General features: G+C 74.4%; 16 protein-coding genes. 11 read left to right on the forward strand and 5 right to left on the reverse strand.

Annotated features, from left to right (window positions below; all coding sequences use genetic code 11):
* Positions 1-162: 162 nt before the first annotated feature.
* Entirely contained in the window at positions 163-786 is a 624-nt protein-coding gene (locus ACZ3OF_RS24900; RefSeq protein ID WP_361674130.1) for a TetR/AcrR family transcriptional regulator, read from the forward strand.
* Positions 787-1,093: 307 nt separating this feature from the next.
* On the forward strand, positions 1,094-1,312 hold the full coding sequence (locus ACZ3OF_RS24905) for a DUF6296 family protein (protein ID WP_361674128.1): 219 nt from the start codon (positions 1,094-1,096) through the stop codon (positions 1,310-1,312).
* 38 nt (positions 1,313-1,350) lie between these two features.
* On the opposite strand, the gene ACZ3OF_RS24910 is transcribed toward ACZ3OF_RS24905, so the two are convergent.
* Positions 1,351-2,118: an NPP1 family protein gene (locus ACZ3OF_RS24910; RefSeq protein ID WP_361674126.1), complete on the reverse strand. Its 768-nt coding sequence runs from the start codon at positions 2,116-2,118 to the stop codon at positions 1,351-1,353.
* 146 nt (positions 2,119-2,264) lie between these two features.
* Positions 2,265-3,740 carry an MFS transporter gene (locus ACZ3OF_RS24915; protein WP_467306852.1) on the reverse strand — a complete coding sequence of 492 codons (1,476 nt, stop codon included), beginning with the start codon at positions 3,738-3,740 and terminating at the stop codon, positions 2,265-2,267.
* Positions 3,741-3,890: 150 nt separating this feature from the next.
* Here ACZ3OF_RS24915 and ACZ3OF_RS24920 point away from each other — a divergent pair, with 150 nt between their 5' ends.
* The 4 genes from ACZ3OF_RS24920 to ACZ3OF_RS24935 all read left to right on the forward strand — a co-directional run bounded on the left by ACZ3OF_RS24920 (position 3,891) and on the right by ACZ3OF_RS24935 (position 6,771).
* Positions 3,891-4,358, forward strand: a complete 468-nt coding sequence (locus ACZ3OF_RS24920) for a MarR family winged helix-turn-helix transcriptional regulator (protein WP_361674122.1) — start codon at positions 3,891-3,893, stop codon at positions 4,356-4,358.
* A gap of 142 nt (positions 4,359-4,500) precedes the next feature.
* Positions 4,501-5,244 carry a transporter substrate-binding domain-containing protein gene (locus ACZ3OF_RS24925; RefSeq protein WP_467306855.1) on the forward strand — a complete coding sequence of 248 codons (744 nt, stop codon included), beginning with the start codon at positions 4,501-4,503 and terminating at the stop codon, positions 5,242-5,244.
* Positions 5,245-5,361: 117 nt separating this feature from the next.
* Positions 5,362-5,547 (forward strand): DUF1272 domain-containing protein, encoded by a 186-nt coding sequence (locus ACZ3OF_RS24930; protein WP_361674119.1) that lies wholly within the window; start codon positions 5,362-5,364, stop codon positions 5,545-5,547.
* A 132-nt stretch (positions 5,548-5,679) separates the two neighbouring features.
* Positions 5,680-6,771: a baeRF2 domain-containing protein gene (locus ACZ3OF_RS24935; RefSeq protein ID WP_361674117.1), complete on the forward strand. Its 1,092-nt coding sequence runs from the start codon at positions 5,680-5,682 to the stop codon at positions 6,769-6,771.
* A 459-nt stretch (positions 6,772-7,230) separates the two neighbouring features.
* Here the strand turns inward: ACZ3OF_RS24935 and yidD are convergent, their stop codons facing one another.
* The 3 genes from yidD to ACZ3OF_RS24950 form a co-directional block, all read right to left on the reverse strand.
* Positions 7,231-7,665, reverse strand: a complete 435-nt coding sequence (yidD, locus tag ACZ3OF_RS24940; protein WP_361674115.1) for a membrane protein insertion efficiency factor YidD — start codon at positions 7,663-7,665, stop codon at positions 7,231-7,233.
* Positions 7,666-7,759: 94 nt separating this feature from the next.
* Positions 7,760-9,853: an elongation factor G gene (gene fusA / locus ACZ3OF_RS24945; protein WP_467306857.1), complete on the reverse strand. Its 2,094-nt coding sequence runs from the start codon at positions 9,851-9,853 to the stop codon at positions 7,760-7,762.
* Positions 9,854-10,284: 431 nt separating this feature from the next.
* Complete coding sequence (locus ACZ3OF_RS24950; RefSeq protein ID WP_467306859.1) at positions 10,285-11,349, reverse strand: enoyl-CoA hydratase/isomerase family protein; 1,065 nt, start codon at positions 11,347-11,349, stop codon at positions 10,285-10,287.
* A gap of 356 nt (positions 11,350-11,705) precedes the next feature.
* Between ACZ3OF_RS24950 and ACZ3OF_RS24955 the strand changes: the two genes are divergently transcribed.
* The 5 genes from ACZ3OF_RS24955 to ACZ3OF_RS24975 are packed head-to-tail and all read left to right on the forward strand — an operon-like array spanning position 11,706 to position 17,176.
* Positions 11,706-12,734 carry a 3-oxoacyl-ACP synthase III family protein gene (locus tag ACZ3OF_RS24955; protein WP_467306861.1) on the forward strand — a complete coding sequence of 343 codons (1,029 nt, stop codon included), beginning with the start codon at positions 11,706-11,708 and terminating at the stop codon, positions 12,732-12,734.
* Positions 12,731-13,474 (forward strand): glycosyltransferase family 2 protein, encoded by a 744-nt coding sequence (locus tag ACZ3OF_RS24960; protein ID WP_467306863.1) that lies wholly within the window; start codon positions 12,731-12,733, stop codon positions 13,472-13,474. Before ACZ3OF_RS24955 ends, ACZ3OF_RS24960 begins: the two co-directional genes overlap by 4 nt.
* Entirely contained in the window at positions 13,474-14,955 is a 1,482-nt protein-coding gene (locus ACZ3OF_RS24965) for a class I adenylate-forming enzyme family protein (protein WP_467306865.1), read from the forward strand. Before ACZ3OF_RS24960 ends, ACZ3OF_RS24965 begins: the two co-directional genes overlap by 1 nt.
* The gene (locus tag ACZ3OF_RS24970) at positions 14,952-16,271 is read left to right on the forward strand and encodes a cytochrome P450 (protein ID WP_467306867.1); all 1,320 of its coding nucleotides are present in this window, start codon (positions 14,952-14,954) and stop codon (positions 16,269-16,271) included. The genes ACZ3OF_RS24965 and ACZ3OF_RS24970 overlap by 4 nt, the downstream gene beginning before the upstream one ends.
* On the forward strand, positions 16,268-17,176 hold the full coding sequence (locus ACZ3OF_RS24975) for an NAD-dependent epimerase/dehydratase family protein (protein WP_361674101.1): 909 nt from the start codon (positions 16,268-16,270) through the stop codon (positions 17,174-17,176). The genes ACZ3OF_RS24970 and ACZ3OF_RS24975 overlap by 4 nt, the downstream gene beginning before the upstream one ends.
* The last annotated feature ends 136 nt before the right edge of the window (positions 17,177-17,312 follow it).

Below are 17,312 nucleotides of genomic sequence, written 5' to 3' on the forward strand. Positions count from 1 at the left end.
CGTAGGGGGGGGGGGGGGGGGGGGGGGGGGGGGGGGGGGGGGGGGGGGGGGGGGGGGGGTGGGGGGGGGGGGGGGGGGGGTTCCCCCCCCCCCCCCCCCCCCCCCCGGCCGCATCCGGAGCCGTGGTCGGCTCCGGCCGCCGTACCAGAAAGGAACCACCGCATGTCCCGAATGCCGCTCGCCGAACGGCGCCGGCAGTTGACCGAGGCGGCCATCCGCGCCATGACCCGGGACGGCGTGCCGCGTACGACGACCCGGTCCATCGCGGCGGAGGCGGGCGTGTCGCTGAGCGTCTTCCACTACTGCTTCGACTCCAAGCAGGCCCTGCTGGAGTCCGTGATCACGGCGATCACCGACCACTACGTCGGTACGGTGAAGAAGGCGCTGCGGCCGCGCGAGACGTTCAGGGAGACCATCCGGGCCGGCTTCGAGGCGTACTGGGAGCATGTCCGCGCCCACCCGGGCGAGCACATGCTGACCTACGAGCTCACCCAGCACGCGCTGCGCACCCCGGGGTTCGAGCCGCTGGCCCGCCGCCAGCACGAGCGGTACGCCGAGATCTACCAGGAGCTCATCGAGGAGCTCGACGCGAGCATGGCGCTCGAACTCCTGGTCCCGCTACCGGTGTTGACACGCTACCTCGCGGCGGTCACCGACGGGCTGACGCTGAACCTCCTCGTGGTGGGCCACGACGAGGACTCGGCGGCGCTGCTCGATCTGGTCACCGATCAGGTCGCGGCGCTCGTCAGGGACGGGATCGACCGACCCGCAGCCAGTACGCGATGACCTCCGGACGGACGACGACGGTCGTCGACGTCCTGGGGTCGCCCGGTGGGATGACGACCAGCTTCCGGTCGGGCAGGTAGCGAAGCGGCCCACACTTGCGCAGGGCCGGATCATCCCAGGCGCGTATGACCGTCCAAGGCCGGGGCGAGGAGGGCGAGGCCGGCTGTGGGAGGTGTCGGAGCGGCTGACCGGCGTACGGTTCGGTCTCCGGGACCGCGCCGCCGAATGATCGGTTTCCGGTGCCGGTCCGGCCACGGCCGCCGCGCGGGCAGCCGATTCGGCGTCAGGTGTCGGTATAAACAGGCTCATGCAGCATGCCGAGCGCTTTGAACTGACCTTCCCGACCTCGGGTGACTCCATCGTCGTCACCCGCACGGACCGCAAGGGAGCGGGCGGGCACCCCGTGTACTCCGACGAGACCGGCATCGTGCAGGCCGAGATCGACGAGGAGGGGAACGTCCGCATGATCGCCAGCGGCGGACACCAGAGCCTCGACGTTCCCACCCGCGCCGTCCCCGTGGACTGAAGCGTCCACGGGGACGGCATGGTGGGCACGAGCCGTGCTCAGGCGTACGGGTCGAACGGGATGCCGGCGGGCTTCGCCTTCGCGAGGTGCGGGCCGAAGCTACCGTCCTTCAGGCCGAAGTGGGCGCTGCCGAAGTCCGTCTGGACGAGCTTGTCCCGCACCCCGGCCGGGTAGCCGTTCCAGCCGACGAGGGCCGGGAACTGCCACTGGCCCTTGTGGTTCTCCGGCGGCTCGTCGTTCGCGTTGGCGGGGCGGAAGCAGTGCGTGCTCACGCCGTCCTTGTGATAGACGACCTTGGGGTGCGTCCCGTCCCAGCGGATCTGGTCACGGCCGTACGTGTTGAACTCACCGTGCGCGGACGTGGAGACGTACTTGGCCTGGTTGTCCTGGATCCAGACCACCACGTGCTCCCAGTCGTGGCGGTGGCCGCCGAGGCTGATGCCGGGTATCGCCTGGTCCTTCTCGAAGTAGAGGCCGTAGAGGACGGCGCACCAGCCGTTGTTGCACTTGGCGCGGGAGTACCCGTTGGTGTTGTCCAGGTCCCAGGCGTCCCGGCACGAGCCGTTCAGGGCGCCGGTGGGCTTGAGGCCCGGGTTGACCGTGCCGTCGGGACCGATGGCCGCCGAGGAGTAGCAGCCGTCCGTGTCGTAGTCGTACGCCGGCTGGAACGTCTGCTCGAGCGCGTCGGCGTTGGCGGGCAGCGGCGGGGGCGGCGCCGCGAACGCGCTGCCCGAGACCGCCACGACCAGCGCGATGCTGCTGCCGAGGGTGGCCGTGACCCTGCGGGTCCACGAACTCGTCTTCAACTGCGTCCTCCTGAGGGACCGTGCGGGGTCCGAGATGTGATGTGGGGTTGCGCGATTGGCATGCCCAGATCAGTTCTCTCGAACCCCGCTGTCGCGAGGAGGACCGGTTGATGACGCTGTGATGAAGGGTGGCGGTCGCCGGTCCGTCAGGCCTTCGCCCCGGACGGCAGGTGCGGCGAGGCGGCGGACGGGTCGGCGGCGCCGGCTGTGTCGACCCCCTCGGTCCCGGTCGCCGGACGGACCGGGATGAGGAAGGCGACGACCGCGGCGGCGAGACCCACGCCGCTGCCGATGAGGAGGGCTACGCGGAACGCTTCCTCGGAGGGCAGGAGATGGCCTGCGAAGTCCGTGGCCATCTGGGCCAGGACCACGCCCGTCACGGCCGCGGAGACGGAGCTGCCGATCGAACGCATCAGCGTGTTGAAGCTGTTGGCCGACGCGGTCTCGGACCGGGGCACGGCGCCCATGATGAGGGCGGGCATCGCGCCGTACGCGAGGCCCACACCGGTGTTGCAGATGAGGGTCACGACGAGCAGGCCGACGGTCGTGCCCATGAGCGGCAGGGCGCACGCGTACCCGACGGCGATGACGAGGCTGCCGACACCGAGGGTGATCTTGGGGCCGCGGGCGGCGGTGAGCTTGGCGCCGAGAGGGGCGAGGACCATCATCATCAGTCCGGCCGGGGCCATCCAGAGCCCCATCGCGAGCATGGACTGACCCAGTCCGTACCCGGTCGCCTCGGGCAGCTGGAGCAGCTGGGGCACCACGAGCGACTGGGCGTACATCGCGAAACCGACCAGCACCGAGGCCGCGTTGGTCATCAGTATCAGCGGACGGGCTGTGACACGGAGGTCCACCAGCGGTTCGGCGGTGCGCAGTTCCCACCAGCCCCAGAGCAGCAGTGCGGCGACGGAGGCGGCGAAGAGCCCGAGCGTCGTGGCGCTCGTCCAGCCCCAGTCGGAGCCCTTGGAGACGGCGAGCAGCAGACAGACCAGGGCGCCGCCCAGACCGACCGCGCCGGGCACGTCGAAGCGGCCCGCGTCCGACGCGGTACGGCCCGCGGGGACGCACAGCCGGACGAGGACGGCGACCACCGCGGCCAGTGCCGCGACGACCCAGAACAGCACGCGCCAGCTGGCGTTCTCGGCGACGGCGGCGGAGAAGGGGAGGCCGAGCGCGCCGCCCACGCCCATCGAGGCGCTGATGAGGGCGATGGAACCGCCCAGTCGCTCGGGCGGCAGCACGTCGCGCAGCAGGCTGATGCCGAGCGGGACCACGCCCATGCCCAGGCCTTGGAGGCCGCGGCCGACGATCATCGGGACGACGGAGGAGGACAGCGCGCAGACCACCGAGCCCAGCACCAGGGGTGCGAGGGAGACGAGCAGCATGCGCCGCTTGCCGTACATGTCACCCAGCCGTCCGGCGACCGGGGTGGCCACCGCCGCCGACAGCAGCGTGGCCGTGACCACCCAGGAGGCGTTGGACGCGGAGGTGCCGAAGAGCCTGGGCAGGTCGCCCAGGAGGGGCACCACCAGAGTCTGGGTGAGCGCGGCCACGATGCCCGCGAAGGCGAGGACGCCGACGACGGCACGGGGGCGCGCGTCGGGCTTGGAGCTGGTCACGTGGATCTCCCTGAGGGGCGGAGCGGGCGGGATGCGCTTCCGCGAATTGCATGATGCATAGGCATTGCAGCATACACATTGCCTGTACGGTGCAATTTCGAGCGCTCGGTGGGTGACCGGGCACGGCGCGGGGTTGGGAGGATGGGGCACATGGAAAAGCCCACGCACCTGATCGAGTTCGAGACCATGCTCGTCGGGCGGCACTCGCATCTGTTCAATCCCCGGGCGCGCGGCGCCGACGGGCGGCTCGACCGGAGCGCCTACGTGCTGCTCAGCCGCATCGAGATCGACGGACCGCTGTCCATCGGGCAGCTCAGCGAGGCCTTCGGCCTGGACGCCTCCACGCTCCACCGGCAGACCACCGCGATGCTGAAGGCCGGGGTCGTCGAACGCATTCCGGACCCCGACGGCGGCATCGCCCGAAAGTTCAGCATCACCGCCGAGGGTCGACGGCGGCTCGACGCCGACCGCGCCGCGAACGTCCACGGCCTGGAGCGGGTCCTGGAGAACTGGACGGCCGACGAGGTCGCCGGCTTCGCCGCGTACCTCCGGCGCTTCAACAGCGACATCGAGCGCCTGGAGGGGCGCCCCTGGCCGCGCCCCCGGCCGCGCGACTGACCCCGCGACCGACCCCGCGACCGACTCATCGGCCGCCCGCGGGGCCGACCGCCGGGCAGACCGCGGTACCGACCTGCGGTCCGACCACGCGGCCACCCCGTGGGACGGACGGCCTCGGAACGCCTGTCCTAGACTCCGGCGCATGACCACTGCGACCGCGGACATCGCCCGGGATCTCGCGCCGACCGGCGTCCTGCGGGCGTCGATCAACCTGGGCAATCCGGTCCTGGCGCACGGCACGCCCGAGGCCCCCGACGGGGTCACCGTCGACATCGCCCGGCAGATCGGCGCGCGCCTCGGCGTGCCCGTCGAGCTGGTCTGCTTCGACGCGGCCCGTAAGTCGTACGAGGCGATGACCACGGGCCGCGCGGACCTCTGCTTCCTCGCCGTCGAGCCGGCGCGCGAGGCCGAGGTCGCCTTCACCTCCCCTTACGTCGTGATCGAGGGGGTGTACGCCGTGCCCACGGACTCCGGGTTCGCGACGCCCGCCGACGTCGACCGGGAGGGCGTACGGATCGGCGTGAAGCGCGGGTCCGCGTACGACCTCTACCTCACGCGCACGCTCCGGCACGCGACCGTCGTACGCGGCGAGGAGGGCGTCGACACGTTCCGTACGGAGGGCCTCGAGGCCGGGGCAGGGATCCGGCAGCCGATGACCGCGTTCGTCGCCGCGCATCCCGACGTCCGGCTGATCGAGGACCGGTTCATGGAGATCCGGCAGGCCGTCGGCACGACCCCGGCGCGGCGCCCCGGAACGGTGCGCTTCCTCACGGACCTCGTCGAGGAGCTGAAGGCCGGCGGATTCGTCGCCGAGGCACTGCGGCGCGCGAACCAGTCCCCCGCCCTGGTGGCCCCGCCCCGGGACGACGCGACCCGATCGTGTTGATCCTTGGCCCTCGCCGCGCTGTCGGTCGGGCCTCCCGGACGACAGAGTGAGGTGACCTCGGGCCGGGCGCAGACACCCCCGCCCGGGTGGACATCCGGCACACGGTGAGGGAGAACCATGGCTCTGGAGATGCGTGAGACGTGCGAGCGCTGCACGACGGCGGCGCTGCCGCCGGACGCGCCCGCCCGCATCTGTTCGTACGAGTGCACCTACTGCGTCCCCTGCGCCGACGCGATGGACGACGTCTGCCCCAACTGCGGCGGCGAACTGACCTCCCGGCCGCGCCGGGCGGTCGCGGCGTAATGGCGGGGCACGGGCGCCGGGGTCGCCGCGTGACGGCCGAGCACGCCGGCCGACGGCCCTCGGCACCGTGTCGGCGGGCGCGGCTCGGGTAGCCGCCCGGGTGGTACTGCCGCCCCTCCCCGGGAGGAAGCCGTGAAGCTGCACTTCCTCGAACCGCTGTACGCCCATCCCGGACCGATCGTCTCCGTCTGCCTCGACACCTCGCGCGACGGGGACGACCCGGACCGCGCCATCGAGCTGCGCCTGCGCAACGTCCGGGCGAGCCTGCGCTCCCAGGGCGCCGACGAGGCCACGATCGATGCGCTCGCGCGTGCGGCCGGATCGGACCGGGACGTCGCCGGGCCGCACGGCCAGGCGCTGTTCGCCGCTCAGGGCACACTGGTCCTCGCGGAGCGGCTGCCCGAACCGCCCGCCCTGAGCAGCGCCCGGTACGGGATGCTCCCGGATGTCCTCCCCCTCGCGCTCCAGCACGCCCCGGCCCTCCCCTATGCGGCCGTCCTCCTGCACCGTGTGCACACCACCGAGCCCGGCGAGGACGAGGTGGAGCTGGACCACGAGACCGGCCACTGGCCGGCGAGCCGGGTCGCGCCGGGCGCCCGCGTCCACCGCCGGATCCCGGCCGGGGGCTGGGCGAAGGAGGCCGAACAGCTGCTCGCCGAGCTGGTGGACGGGGTGGAGGGCGAGGGTACGGAGGCCATCGTGCTGGCGGGCGATCCGTCGACCGTGAACAGCCTCATCCGAGCCGCCCCGCGCAAGCTGCGGGACCTGATCGTGAAGCTCAAGGACGGTCATCCGCGCCGCCCGGAGCCTGGGCGGGCGCTCCTGGAGTCGGAACTCGCCGGCCTGTTCGCCGGGCGACTGCCCGCGCACGACCGGCATCAGCTGGACACGTACCTCGGTCAGCGGGCGCGTCACCCGGAGTACGTGGAGGGGATCGACGCGTCCGTCGCCGCCCTGCAGCGCGGGCAGGTGCGGGCACTGATCCTCGACCGTCCGGTACGGCACGACCGGCATCTGTGGGTCGGCTGGGCACCCACCCATCTCGCGCTGTCCAGCGAGGAGTTGAGCGCGTTCGGGCTGCGCTTCACGTGGGAGGAACCGGCGGCGGGGGCCGCGCTGATCCGCGCGGCGGCCGGGACTCAGGCCGAGCTGATCGTCGTGCCCGAGGACGAGCTGCCGATCGCGGACGGGGTGGCGGTCCTGCTGCGCTACACCGAGGTCTGAGCTGCACCGCCGTCCGAGCCGCACCGACGTCCGAGCTACACCGACGTCTGGCCCTCCGTCTCCGAACTCCTCAGCACGAGCAGGGCGATGTCGTCCGTACGCCGGGAGGCGGGGCGGACCCGCGCCAGGAGGGTGTCGATGAGCCGGCTCAGAGCGCGCCGGCCCCCTGGCGGGGCCTGCGAGGGTGCGGGGCGGGGGCGGCAGGGGACAGCGTCGGCCCACGGCCAAGGGGCGCCGTCACGGGACGCCGGCAGGGGGATGGGGCGGCAGGGGACAGCGTCGGCCCACGGCCAAGGGGCGCCGTCACGGGACGCCGGCAGGGGGATGCGGTGTCCGCCCGCGTGAGGCCGGGTACGCCGAGCCACGGGACGTCCGGAGACGCCGGCCGGGGTACGCGGGGCCGCACGCAGGGCGGGGGCGGCGGGGTGCGGGCCCCGGGGCAGGGGCCCGCCACGGGGCTCAGTCCGGGACGGGGTCCGTGAAGCCTCGGCGGCGGGCCGCTGCCGGGCGGCAGCGCAACAGTCGCGCCAGCGTGAGACGCCCGCCGCGCAGCGCGCCGTGGCGGCGCAGTGCCTTCGCGGCGTACGTCGAGCAGCTCGGCGTGTACGGGCAGCACGGCGGGCGGGTCGGGCTGATCTCTTCCCGGTAGAACTGGACGCCCGCGTGCAGCGCTCCGGCCACCCGCCCCTGCGGCCGCCCTGCGGTCGGGCGCGGACCGGACGAGGGGCGCAGCAGCGCCGCGAACAGGGTCGGAAGCAGCACCAGCGCCATCTGGGGGCAGTGCATCGCGCACCAGGAGGTGCAGTGGTCGAGCGCCCCCGCGCAGCAGCCTTCTTCCCCGTCCTCGCGCCGCTGCTTCCGACGCGATCGCGCGGATCCCCTCGATGACGCCATTCCGCCCCCTCCGTTCGTCCCCATGATCATATGTGCGGCGCGCCGGGCAGACGGGACGGGCCCGCCCCTCGTCGGGGCGGGCCCGCGCGTTGCCCTAGCCGGACGTGCCGACCACCGTCGCCGTGATGCCGGCCGGGACGGGGGCGTAACCCGTGGGCCGGGTGGTGAACGTGCCCCGGCCCTGCGTACGGCTGCGCAGTCGCGACGCGTAGCCGAACAGCTCGGCCAGCGGCACCGTCGCCGTGAGGACCGCGGTCCCGGCGCGCGCCGTCGAGCCGGAGACCCGGCCCCGGCGCGCCGCGAGGTCACCGAGCACGCCGCCCACGGCGCTGTCGGGCACGGTGACCGTGACCTCGACCACCGGCTCCAGGAGCGTCATCGCACTGGCGCGCAGCGCCTCGCGGAGTGCGAAGCGGCCCGCCGTACGGAACGCCATCTCCGAGGAGTCCTTGGAGTGGGTGGCTCCGTCCGTAAGCGTCACCCGCAGGCCGGTGACCGGATGGCCGCCGAGGGGGCCCTCGGCGAGGGCGTCCCGGCAGCCGGCCTCGATCGCGCGGACGTACTCCTGCGGCACGCGGCCGCCGGTGACGGTGGAGGAGAAGGCGAACTCCCCCGTGCCCGGTTCCTCGGCGCCGAGCGGTTCGACGTCGAGGACGACATGGGCGAACTGCCCCGCGCCACCGTCCTGTTTGACGTGCCGGTGGACCAGCCCGGAGACCCCGCGGACGACCGTCTCCCGGTAGGCCACCTGCGGCCTGCCGACGGCGATCTCCAGGCCCTGGGCCCGGCGGATCTTCTCCACGGCCACCTCCAGGTGGAGTTCACCCATGCCCGAGAGCACGGTCTGACCGGTCTCGGGATCGGTTCTGACGGTCAGCGAGGGGTCCTCCTCGACGAGCCGGGCCAGTGCCGTCGCCAGCCGGTCGGTGTCCAGGCTCCGGCGCGCCTCGACCGCGACGGAGACGACGGGGTCGGCCACCGTGGGCGGTTCGAGGAGCAGCGGGGCCGAGGGCGCGCAGAGCGTCGCGCCCGCGCGGGCCTCCTTCACGCCCACGACCGCGACGATGTCCCCGGCGACGGCCCGGTCCACCTCGGTGTTCCGGTCGGCCTGCACGCGCAGGATCCGGCCGATCCGCTCCGTGCGCCGGGCCGCCACGTCGAGCACGACATCCCCCTTTCCGATGGTCCCCGCGTAGACGCGGAGGTAGGTGAGCCGCCCGGTGGCGGTCGAGTTGACCTTGAAGACGAGCGCGGCGAAGGGTTCCTCCGGGTCCGCGGCCCGCTCCTGTTCCGCGCCGTCCGCCGTGCCGCGCACGGGCGGTACGTCGAGGGGCGAGGGCAGGTAGGAGACGACGGCGTCGAGCAGCGGCTCCGTCCCGCGGTTGCGGTACGCCGAGCCGCACAGCACGACCACGGCGTCCCCGGTCCGGGTCAGGTCGCGCAGCGCGGCCGTGAGCGTGTCCGCGCCGAGCGAGGACGCGGCGCAGAACTCCTCGAGCGCCGCCGCGTGGAGCTCCGCCACCGCTTCCTCGAGGGCGCGGCGCCTGCGCCACGCCTCCTCAGCGAGTGCCTCGGGCACGGGGCCCTCGGTGTACGTGTCGGCGCCGGCGGCCCAGACCAGGGCGCGCATGCGCACAAGGTCCACGACGCCGGTGAACCCGTCCTCGCGGCCGATGGGCAGCTGGACGACGAGCGGCACCGTGTGGAGTCGGTCCCGGATCGACGCCACGGCCGTGTCGAGGTCGGCGCCCGCGCGGTCGAGCTTGTTGACGAAGGCGATCCGCGGGACGCCGTGCCGGTCGGCCTGGCGCCAGACGGTCTCGCTCTGCGGTTCGACGCCGGCGACGGCGTCGAACACCGCGATCGCCCCGTCGAGGACACGCAGCGAGCGCTCCACCTCGTCGGAGAAGTCGACGTGTCCGGGGGTGTCGATGAGGTTGATCCGGTGGTCGTCCCAGACACAACTGACCGCTGCCGCGAAGATGGTGATGCCACGGTCGCGTTCCTGCGCGTCGAAGTCGGTGACAGTGGTGCCGTCGTGGACCTCGCCGCGCTTGTGGGTGGCGCCCGTGAGGTACAGCATCCGCTCGGTGACGGTGGTCTTGCCGGCGTCGACATGGGCGAGGATGCCCAGATTACGGACGCGGTTCAGGGAGGTGGTGAGGTGGCGGTGAAGGTGGGTACGCACGGCCCGGACCTTTCGGTGGTGACGAGAAAGGGCGGCGCGATTCCCGGACGAAGCGGCCCGCAGGCGGGCGGAGCGTGACCCCCACGGCACGGAACGAGGCGTGCGGCAAGGCGGACGTCACGTCCCGAGGCGTTCGAGTCTCAGACCTCAAGACCTCAAGGCCTCCGGGCCGGTCGATGCAGGGCATGCCGGCTGGACGGCTCCGAGGCGCATCGGGCGTGACAAGGGGTCAGGCGTTCGTCACGGGCTTCCGGTGGCGGCCGCGCAGCCGGCACCGGGCAGAGGGAGACATCAGGATCACGTCGTACCGGGACCGGGGCACGACGACAGCAGTGCGGCAACGCATGGTCGGGCTCCCCTCATCGGTCGTCGGCGCGCGCCGTGATCTCGGCGGCACGTGCGGCGAGTCTAGGGAAGGGAGCCCGGTCGCGTCACCGGATTTGTCGTGGCTCGCTCGGCTCGGCGAAGTACCGTGCCACGTCGGCGTCCGTCACCTCGGCGAGCGTGGCCGGCGTCCACCGCGGGTCGCGGTCCTTGTCCACGACCTGGGCGCGGATGCCCTCGACGAGGTCGGCGGAGGAGAGGGCGGCGCTGGAGAGCCCGAACTCCATGTCCAGGACGGCCTCCAGGGAGTCCAGGGACCGGGCGCGGCGGACCGCGGCGAGGGTGACCTTGAGAGCGGTCGGCGACTTGGTGAGCAGGAGGGTGCCGGTCTCCTTGGCCTCGGGGACGCCGTGGTCGAGGAGCCGGTCGACGATCTCCTCCACGGTGTCGGCCGTGTAGCAGGCGTCGATCCAGTCGCGTGCGGCGGCCAGTCGGCCGGGCGGTGCCGGCCGCGTGAACCGGGGCAGCACCTCGTGCGCGGGCGCGCGGGTGAGCTCCGCGGCCAGGCGGGGCAGGTCCTCGGACGGTACGAAGTGGTCGGCCAGGCCGGCGAGGAGGGCGTCGGCGGCGTCGGCCTGGGCACCGGTCAGGGCGAGATGGGTGCCGAGCTCCCCGGGCGCCCGGCCCAGCAGGTGGGTGCCGCCGACGTCGGGAGCGAAGCCGATGCCCGTCTCGGGCATCGCCACACGGGACCGTTCGGTGACCACGCGGACGGAGCCGTGGGCCGAGACGCCGACGCCGCCGCCCATCACGATGCCGTCCATGAAGGCCACGTAGGGCTTGGGGTAGCGGGCGATGTGGGCGTTGAGCCGGTACTCGTCGCGCCAGAAGTCGAGGGTGGCGGTGCCTCCGGCGCGGGCGTCGTCGTGGATGGCGCGGATGTCGCCGCCCGCGCACAGTCCGCGCTCCCCGGCGCCCTGGATGACGACGGTCTCGACGGCCGGATCGTGCTCCCAGGCGGTCAGCGCCTCCTGGATGCGGAGCACCATCGGGTGGGTGAGCGCGTTGATGGCCCGGGGCCGGTTCAGGGTGAGAAATCCGGCCCGCCCTTCGGTGCGCACCAGAACGTGCGGAGCGTCGGCCTCCGTGGAGCCGGAGGTCTCCGCCGTCATCGCCGGGGCTCCGTCGGGCCAGGGGCCTGAATGAGTCGCATGATCCCGTCACCTTCCGCCGAACGATCTTCCGACCACCGTATCGGCAGGGCACGCGAGGCCCCACGCCCCTCCCCTCACCCGGCCCCGCCCGGGGTGCCCAGGAGGGCTGTGGAGCAGTGAGCCCATGCGGCTGCCTCCCGAGAACACCCTGTTCGTGCCCGGTTCCCATCCGGCGGGCGGTGCGCTCGTCCTTTCGCTTCCGGAGCTGCCCCGGGCCCTCGACTGGGAGCGGCTCAGGAACGGGGGCTTTTCCTCAGGGCGGTTGAGTACGGACACTCAGGTCCGTGGCCTCCGTCCTTCGTAGCCTCCGTCGTATGAACAGTCATCAGGCCGTCGCGGACGGCCCTCTCCGTATCGGGATCACCGGGGTCGGCGCGTGTCTGCCCGATCGGGTCATGGATTCGGAGCGGCTGCGGCAGCGGGTCGAGGCCGGCAGTGGGACGGTGTTGCCCGCCGGGGTGTTCGAGCGGGCCACCGGGATCGTGACCCGGCGCGTCGTGGGGCCGGGGGAGTACGCCTCCACCCTGGCGGTGGGGGCCGCCCGGCAGGCCCTCGCGCGGGCCGGGGCCGAGCCTCAGGACGTCGATCTCCTGGTGTTCGCCTCCGCCACGCGCGACATGGTGGAACCCGCCACCGCGCACATCGTGCAGGCCGAACTGGGTTCCCGAGCCCACGCGTTGGACGTCACCAACGCCTGCAACAGCTTCGTCAACGGCATCGACCTGGCCCGGAGCATGATCCTGGCCGGGCGGGCCCGGCGGGCCCTCGTCGTGACCGGTGAGACGCCGAGCCGTGCCGTCCGCCTCGACCCCGCGGACCTGGCCCAGTTCCGGGACGGGTTCGCCGGCTACACCTTCGGGGACGCGGGCGCCGCGGTGGTCCTGGAGGCGGTGGACCGCGGCGGGATCCTCGACGTGGACACCGAGACGCACTCCGAACACTGGCCGGTGGGCGGGATATTCGGAGGCGGTTCGCGCCATCCGCGCGGCGACGAGCACACCTACTTCCGGGGCGACGGCAGCGAGCTGCGCGAGGTGTTCGAGAAGGTCGGCACGTCGGTGATCGACCGGGTGCTGCACCGTACGGGGCTCGAGTGGCGCCACTTCCGGTACGTCCTGGTCCATCAGGTCACCGTGCCGTACCTGCGACGGTTCGTGGAGCTCACCGGCGTTCCGGAGGACCGGCTCGTCGTCACCGTCCCCGAGCTCGGCAACATCGCGAGCGCGACGCTGGGGGTCCAGCTCGACCGTGTCCAGGACGGGTTGCTCTCCGGCGACCGAGTGCTGCTCGTCGGGCTCGGCGGTGGCGTCAGCATCATGACGATGGTCTGGGAGAAGGCGTGAACGACGCGCTGTGGGTCGTGGTGCCCGCGCATCAGGAGGCGGCGCGCATCGGCGACACCCTGGAGGCGCTGGCAGCCCAGGCGGACCGGGACTTCCAGCTCGTCGTCGTGGACAACGCGTCCGAGGATGACACCGCGGCGATCGTCCGCGCCTTCGCGGAGCGTGCGCCGTTCCCCGTCCATGTGCTCGACGAGCGGGACAAGGGCGTGGGCTGCGCCGTTGACACCGGCTTCCGGTACGCGATCGGGCACGGGGCCGTGCTGCTGGCCCGCACGGACGCCGACTGCCTTCCGCACCCCGGCTGGACGGCCGCGGCCCGGGCCGCGCTGCGCGGGGGCGCGGGGCTGGTGTGCGGCCGGATCGACGCCCGCAGGGACGAGCACGGGCCGGTCGGCCGGGCCCTGTTCCGTACCCTTGTCCGCGTCGCCGCGTTCTTCGGGCGGGTACGGCCGGCACACCGGCGCCGGCACGGATACCTCACTCCGTACCGGATGCACGCCGGGAACAACATGGCCATCACGGCCCGGCTGTACGAGGCCGTCGGCGGGATGCCGCGCCGGCCCTCCCCCACCGACCGGCTCTTCCTGAACCGGGTGCGCCGCAGCACCACCGCCATCGTGCACGCCCGCGACATGGTCGTGGAGAACTCCACCCGGCGCCTGCGCGCGTACGGGATCGTCGGAACCGCCCGCTGGTACCTGGACAGGGGACCGGGGCGGCACGGGGAGGACCCTCGCTGATGCTGGACGCTCTCGCTCACACCCTGCGGTCGGACCCCGGCCGCCCGGCCGTGCTCGGCACGACCCGGTCCGGCGGAGTCCGGACGACTGCCACCTGCGGGGAGCTCGCCGACCTCGCGGACCGCTACGCCTCGGCGCTGCACGCGCGGGGTCTGCGGCGCGGTGACACGGTGGGGGTCGCGGTGCGGCCCGGGCCGCGCGCGCTGGCCGTGATGCTCGCCGTGCACCGGCTCGGGCTGCGGGCGGCCGTGCTCGACCCGGGCGCGGGCCCCGACGTGCTGCGGGCCCGCCTCGCGCTGGCCCGCCCCGACATCGTCCTCGCCGACGCTGCCGCGCAGGCGGTCGCCGGCTGGGCGCGGCCGCTCGCCCGCCGGGCCCGGCTCGCGCTGCCGGACCTCGCGGAGCTCGGCGGCCCGGTGGCCACGGTCGGACGCCGACTGCCGGGCTGCGCACCGGCGTTGGAGGCGGGGACGGGTACGTCGGTCCTGCCGCGTGCGGTGGACGAGGACGGGGACGCGGTGATCGTCTTCACCTCGGGCACGACCTCGCGCCCGCGTGCCGTGGTCCACACGCGTGCGTCGCTGGCCGCCGGTATGGCGACGGTGACCGATCTCGTCCGTCCGAAGCCGGGGCGTCCCGTGCTCGGCGGTACGTTCTTCGTTCTCGTTCCGTCGCTCGCGAGCGGGGCTCCGGTCGCGCTGCCCGCCCGGTCGCCTCGTGTACTGGCCCGCCAGATGCGCCGACTCGCCCCGCAGGCGACCTATCTGACGCCACCTCAGCTGAGGGCGGCGCTGGCCGTGGACGCGCGGTTCGGCGGGCGGGTGTGGACCGGTTCGGCGCCGGCGAGCGCCGAGCTGCTCACGCGTGTGCGGCGCGCCGGGGCGGACGAGGCGTGGGGGGTGTACGCGCTCACCGAGCTGTTCCCGGCGGCTGCCGTCGAGCAGGCGGAGAAGGCGGCGTTCTCGGGCGACGGCGATCTGGTGGGCGCGCCGCTGCCGGGGGTGACGGCGAGGCCCGGGCCGGGCGGCGAGCTGCTGCTGACCGGGCGCGGGGCCCGGAACCGCTACCTCGGCGAGGAGCCCGAGCCCTGGGTCCGTACCGGCGACCGGGGGCTGCTCGACGCGCGCGGCCGGATCGTGCTCGCGGGGCGCTGCAAGGACATGGTGCTGAGGAGGGCGGAGAACATCTACCCCGGCCTCTACGAGCCCGCGCTGCACGTGCCCGGGGTCGAACTCGCGCTCCTGGTGGGCGTCCCGGCCGGTGACGGCGACGAGCGGCTGGTCGCCGTCGTCCAGCCCCGCCGTGAGGCCGACCGCGACCGGGTGCGGGCGGCGCTCGCCGGCCCGCTCCGACGCATGGGCGCGGCCCGCCCGGACGCGCTGCTGCTGGCGGACATCCCGCTGTCCGGCCGCTCGCTGAAGCCGGACCGTGCGGCAACGGCACGGCTGGCGGCCGCACAGCGGACGGAGCCGGTCCGATGACGGCCGCGCGGGCCGTGGGTACGGATACGGAACCGGGGACGGGACTGCGCGCCGCGCCCGGCGCCGACGCGCCCGCGGACGCGCGGAGCACGGCCGAACCGGACGCGAGGGCCCCCTCCGGCGGGGCTGCTGAGGGTTCCTGCCCGCGTCGCGACGCCCGTGGCTCGGCGGCCCCCGGTGCCACGCCCGACCGCCGGGCCGCTCTGCGAGCAGCGCGACGGCGGGACCGGCAGGTGTACACGCGGTCGCATCCGCTGCTGTTCGCTCTGCTCGCGGCCGTGCGCCGGCGGCCCGTGGCACGGGTCGGGCGGGCGGTTCTGGTGAGCGGCACCGAGGAGTACCGCGAGGCGCTCACCCGCATCCCGCTGGACCGTGCGGCGGCCGGCACCACCGGGGGTGCGGCGCGCGAACTGTCCGGCGGGGGGAGCCTGTTCGACCAGGACGGGGGCGACCACCGCGACACCCGGCGCGCCGTCGCCGGGGACCTCGGTGCGGCCGGGGTCGAGCGGTTGCGCCCCGTGTGGCGGGCCGTGCTCGCCCACCGCCTCGCCCCGCTCGCCGCCGGGCACTCCGTCGACCTCGTCCCGCTGGCCCGGGAGTTCGCCGGTGCGACCGTCCGGGCCCTCCTCGACACCCCCGCCGACCCCTCGGCCCTCGCCGAGGCGGCGGCGGACGCCGCGGTCGCCGCCGTCCGCGACCACCTCCCCGGGCCGCGGCTCCCGGGCACCGCCCGCGCGGCGGCGGAGGCCACCGCACGTCTGGAGGCGCTCCTGGACGACGGATCGGCGACCCCGACCGCGCTGCGCGCCATGATCGCCGTCGCGGCCGTCAACACCACCGTCGCCGCGGTGCCGCGGGCCGTCGCCTGGTGTGCCGACGGGGGTCTGTGGGAGCAGGCCGCCGACGACCGGCTCCGGCCCGCGCTCGTCGACGAGCTGCTGCGCGTCACCGCGCCGTCCCCGCTGTTGCCGCGCGTGGCGGCCGCCGATGCCGTGCTCGGCGGGTGCCCGGTGAAGGCCGGGGACCGGCTGGTGCTGGTGGCCCGGCATGCCGTGGGGGCAAACCGCGAACCGCCCGACGCCCACCGCCCCGCCCCGCCCGCCGTCGCGCGGCTCGTCTTCGGTGCCGGTCCGCACGCCTGCCCCGGCGCGCGGCTCGCCCTGGCGCAGCTCGACGACGTCCTCGCCGCCCTCGCGCCGTACCGTCCGACCGTCGTCGACACCCGCGTGGACCGGCGCGCCGCGCTGCCCGGCTGGCGCCGGCTTACCCTCCGCGCGACCACCGCCACCCGCCCCCTCACGGAGACCTCCGCATGATCACGATCGCCGTCACCGGAGCGAGCGGCTTCTGCGGCTCCCATGTCGCCTCCCTCGCCGCCGCCCGTGGCGCGGACGTCCTGTGCGTGGGGCGGCGGCCCGGGCCGGTCGGCCGGCACGTCCCGTGGGACGCCGAGACCGCACCGCCCGACCTCACCGGGGCCGACCTCGTCGTGCACTGCGCGGCGGCGGTCGGCGACCCCGTGCCCGGTTCGCCGGCGGAGGCGACGATGCGGGCCGTGAACGTCGACGGCACCGCCCGGCTCATGGAGGCGGCAGCGGGCCGCCCTGTGGTCTGGGTGAGCAGTGCCAGCGTGTACGAGCCCGGTCCCGGACGTGACCGGATCACCGAGGACCATCCCGTGCGCGGCCAGCTGAACGCCTACGGCCGTACGAAGGCGGCGGGCGAGGCCCTCGCGCTCGCCGCCGGGGCGGTGGTCCTCCGGCCTCGCGCGGTCTACGGCCCCGGCGATCCGCACCTCGTGCCGCGCCTCCTCGCGCGTGTGCGGGCCGGGCGGGTGCTGCTGCCCGGCCCCGACGTCGTCCTGAGCCTGACGGCCGTCGAGAACCTCGCCGACGCGTGCCTGGGCGCCGTCGGCTGGGAGCCGGGCGCGTACAACATCGCCGACCCCGTGCCGTACCGCCGGGACGAGGCGATCCGGACCGTCCTGCGGGCCCATGGCACAGGCGCCCGGATCCACCACCTTCCGCTGCCGCTGGCCCGCGGCGCGGCGACGGCGGCCGAGGCCGTGGCGCGCCTTCGCCCGGGCGCCGAGCCGCCGCTGACCCGGTACGCCGTCGATCAGCTGGCCCACCGGGTCGTCCTGGACGTCTCCAAGGCGGAGGGCCGGGGCTGGCGGGCCGCCCGCACCCTCACCGACTACGCGACGGCGCGCCGGGCCTGACCGCATCGAGCCGGCGGGGGCGCCGCGAGCCCGTGCGACACGTGGCGCACGGCCGCTCCCCTGCCGAGCGTTTCGTGCGGTGGCGCCCCTGGGCACGTCGTGCGCCGCGCCGTGGAGCCCGGCAACAGGACATGCC

Source organism: Streptomyces sp. NPDC022552 (assembly GCF_055561875.1).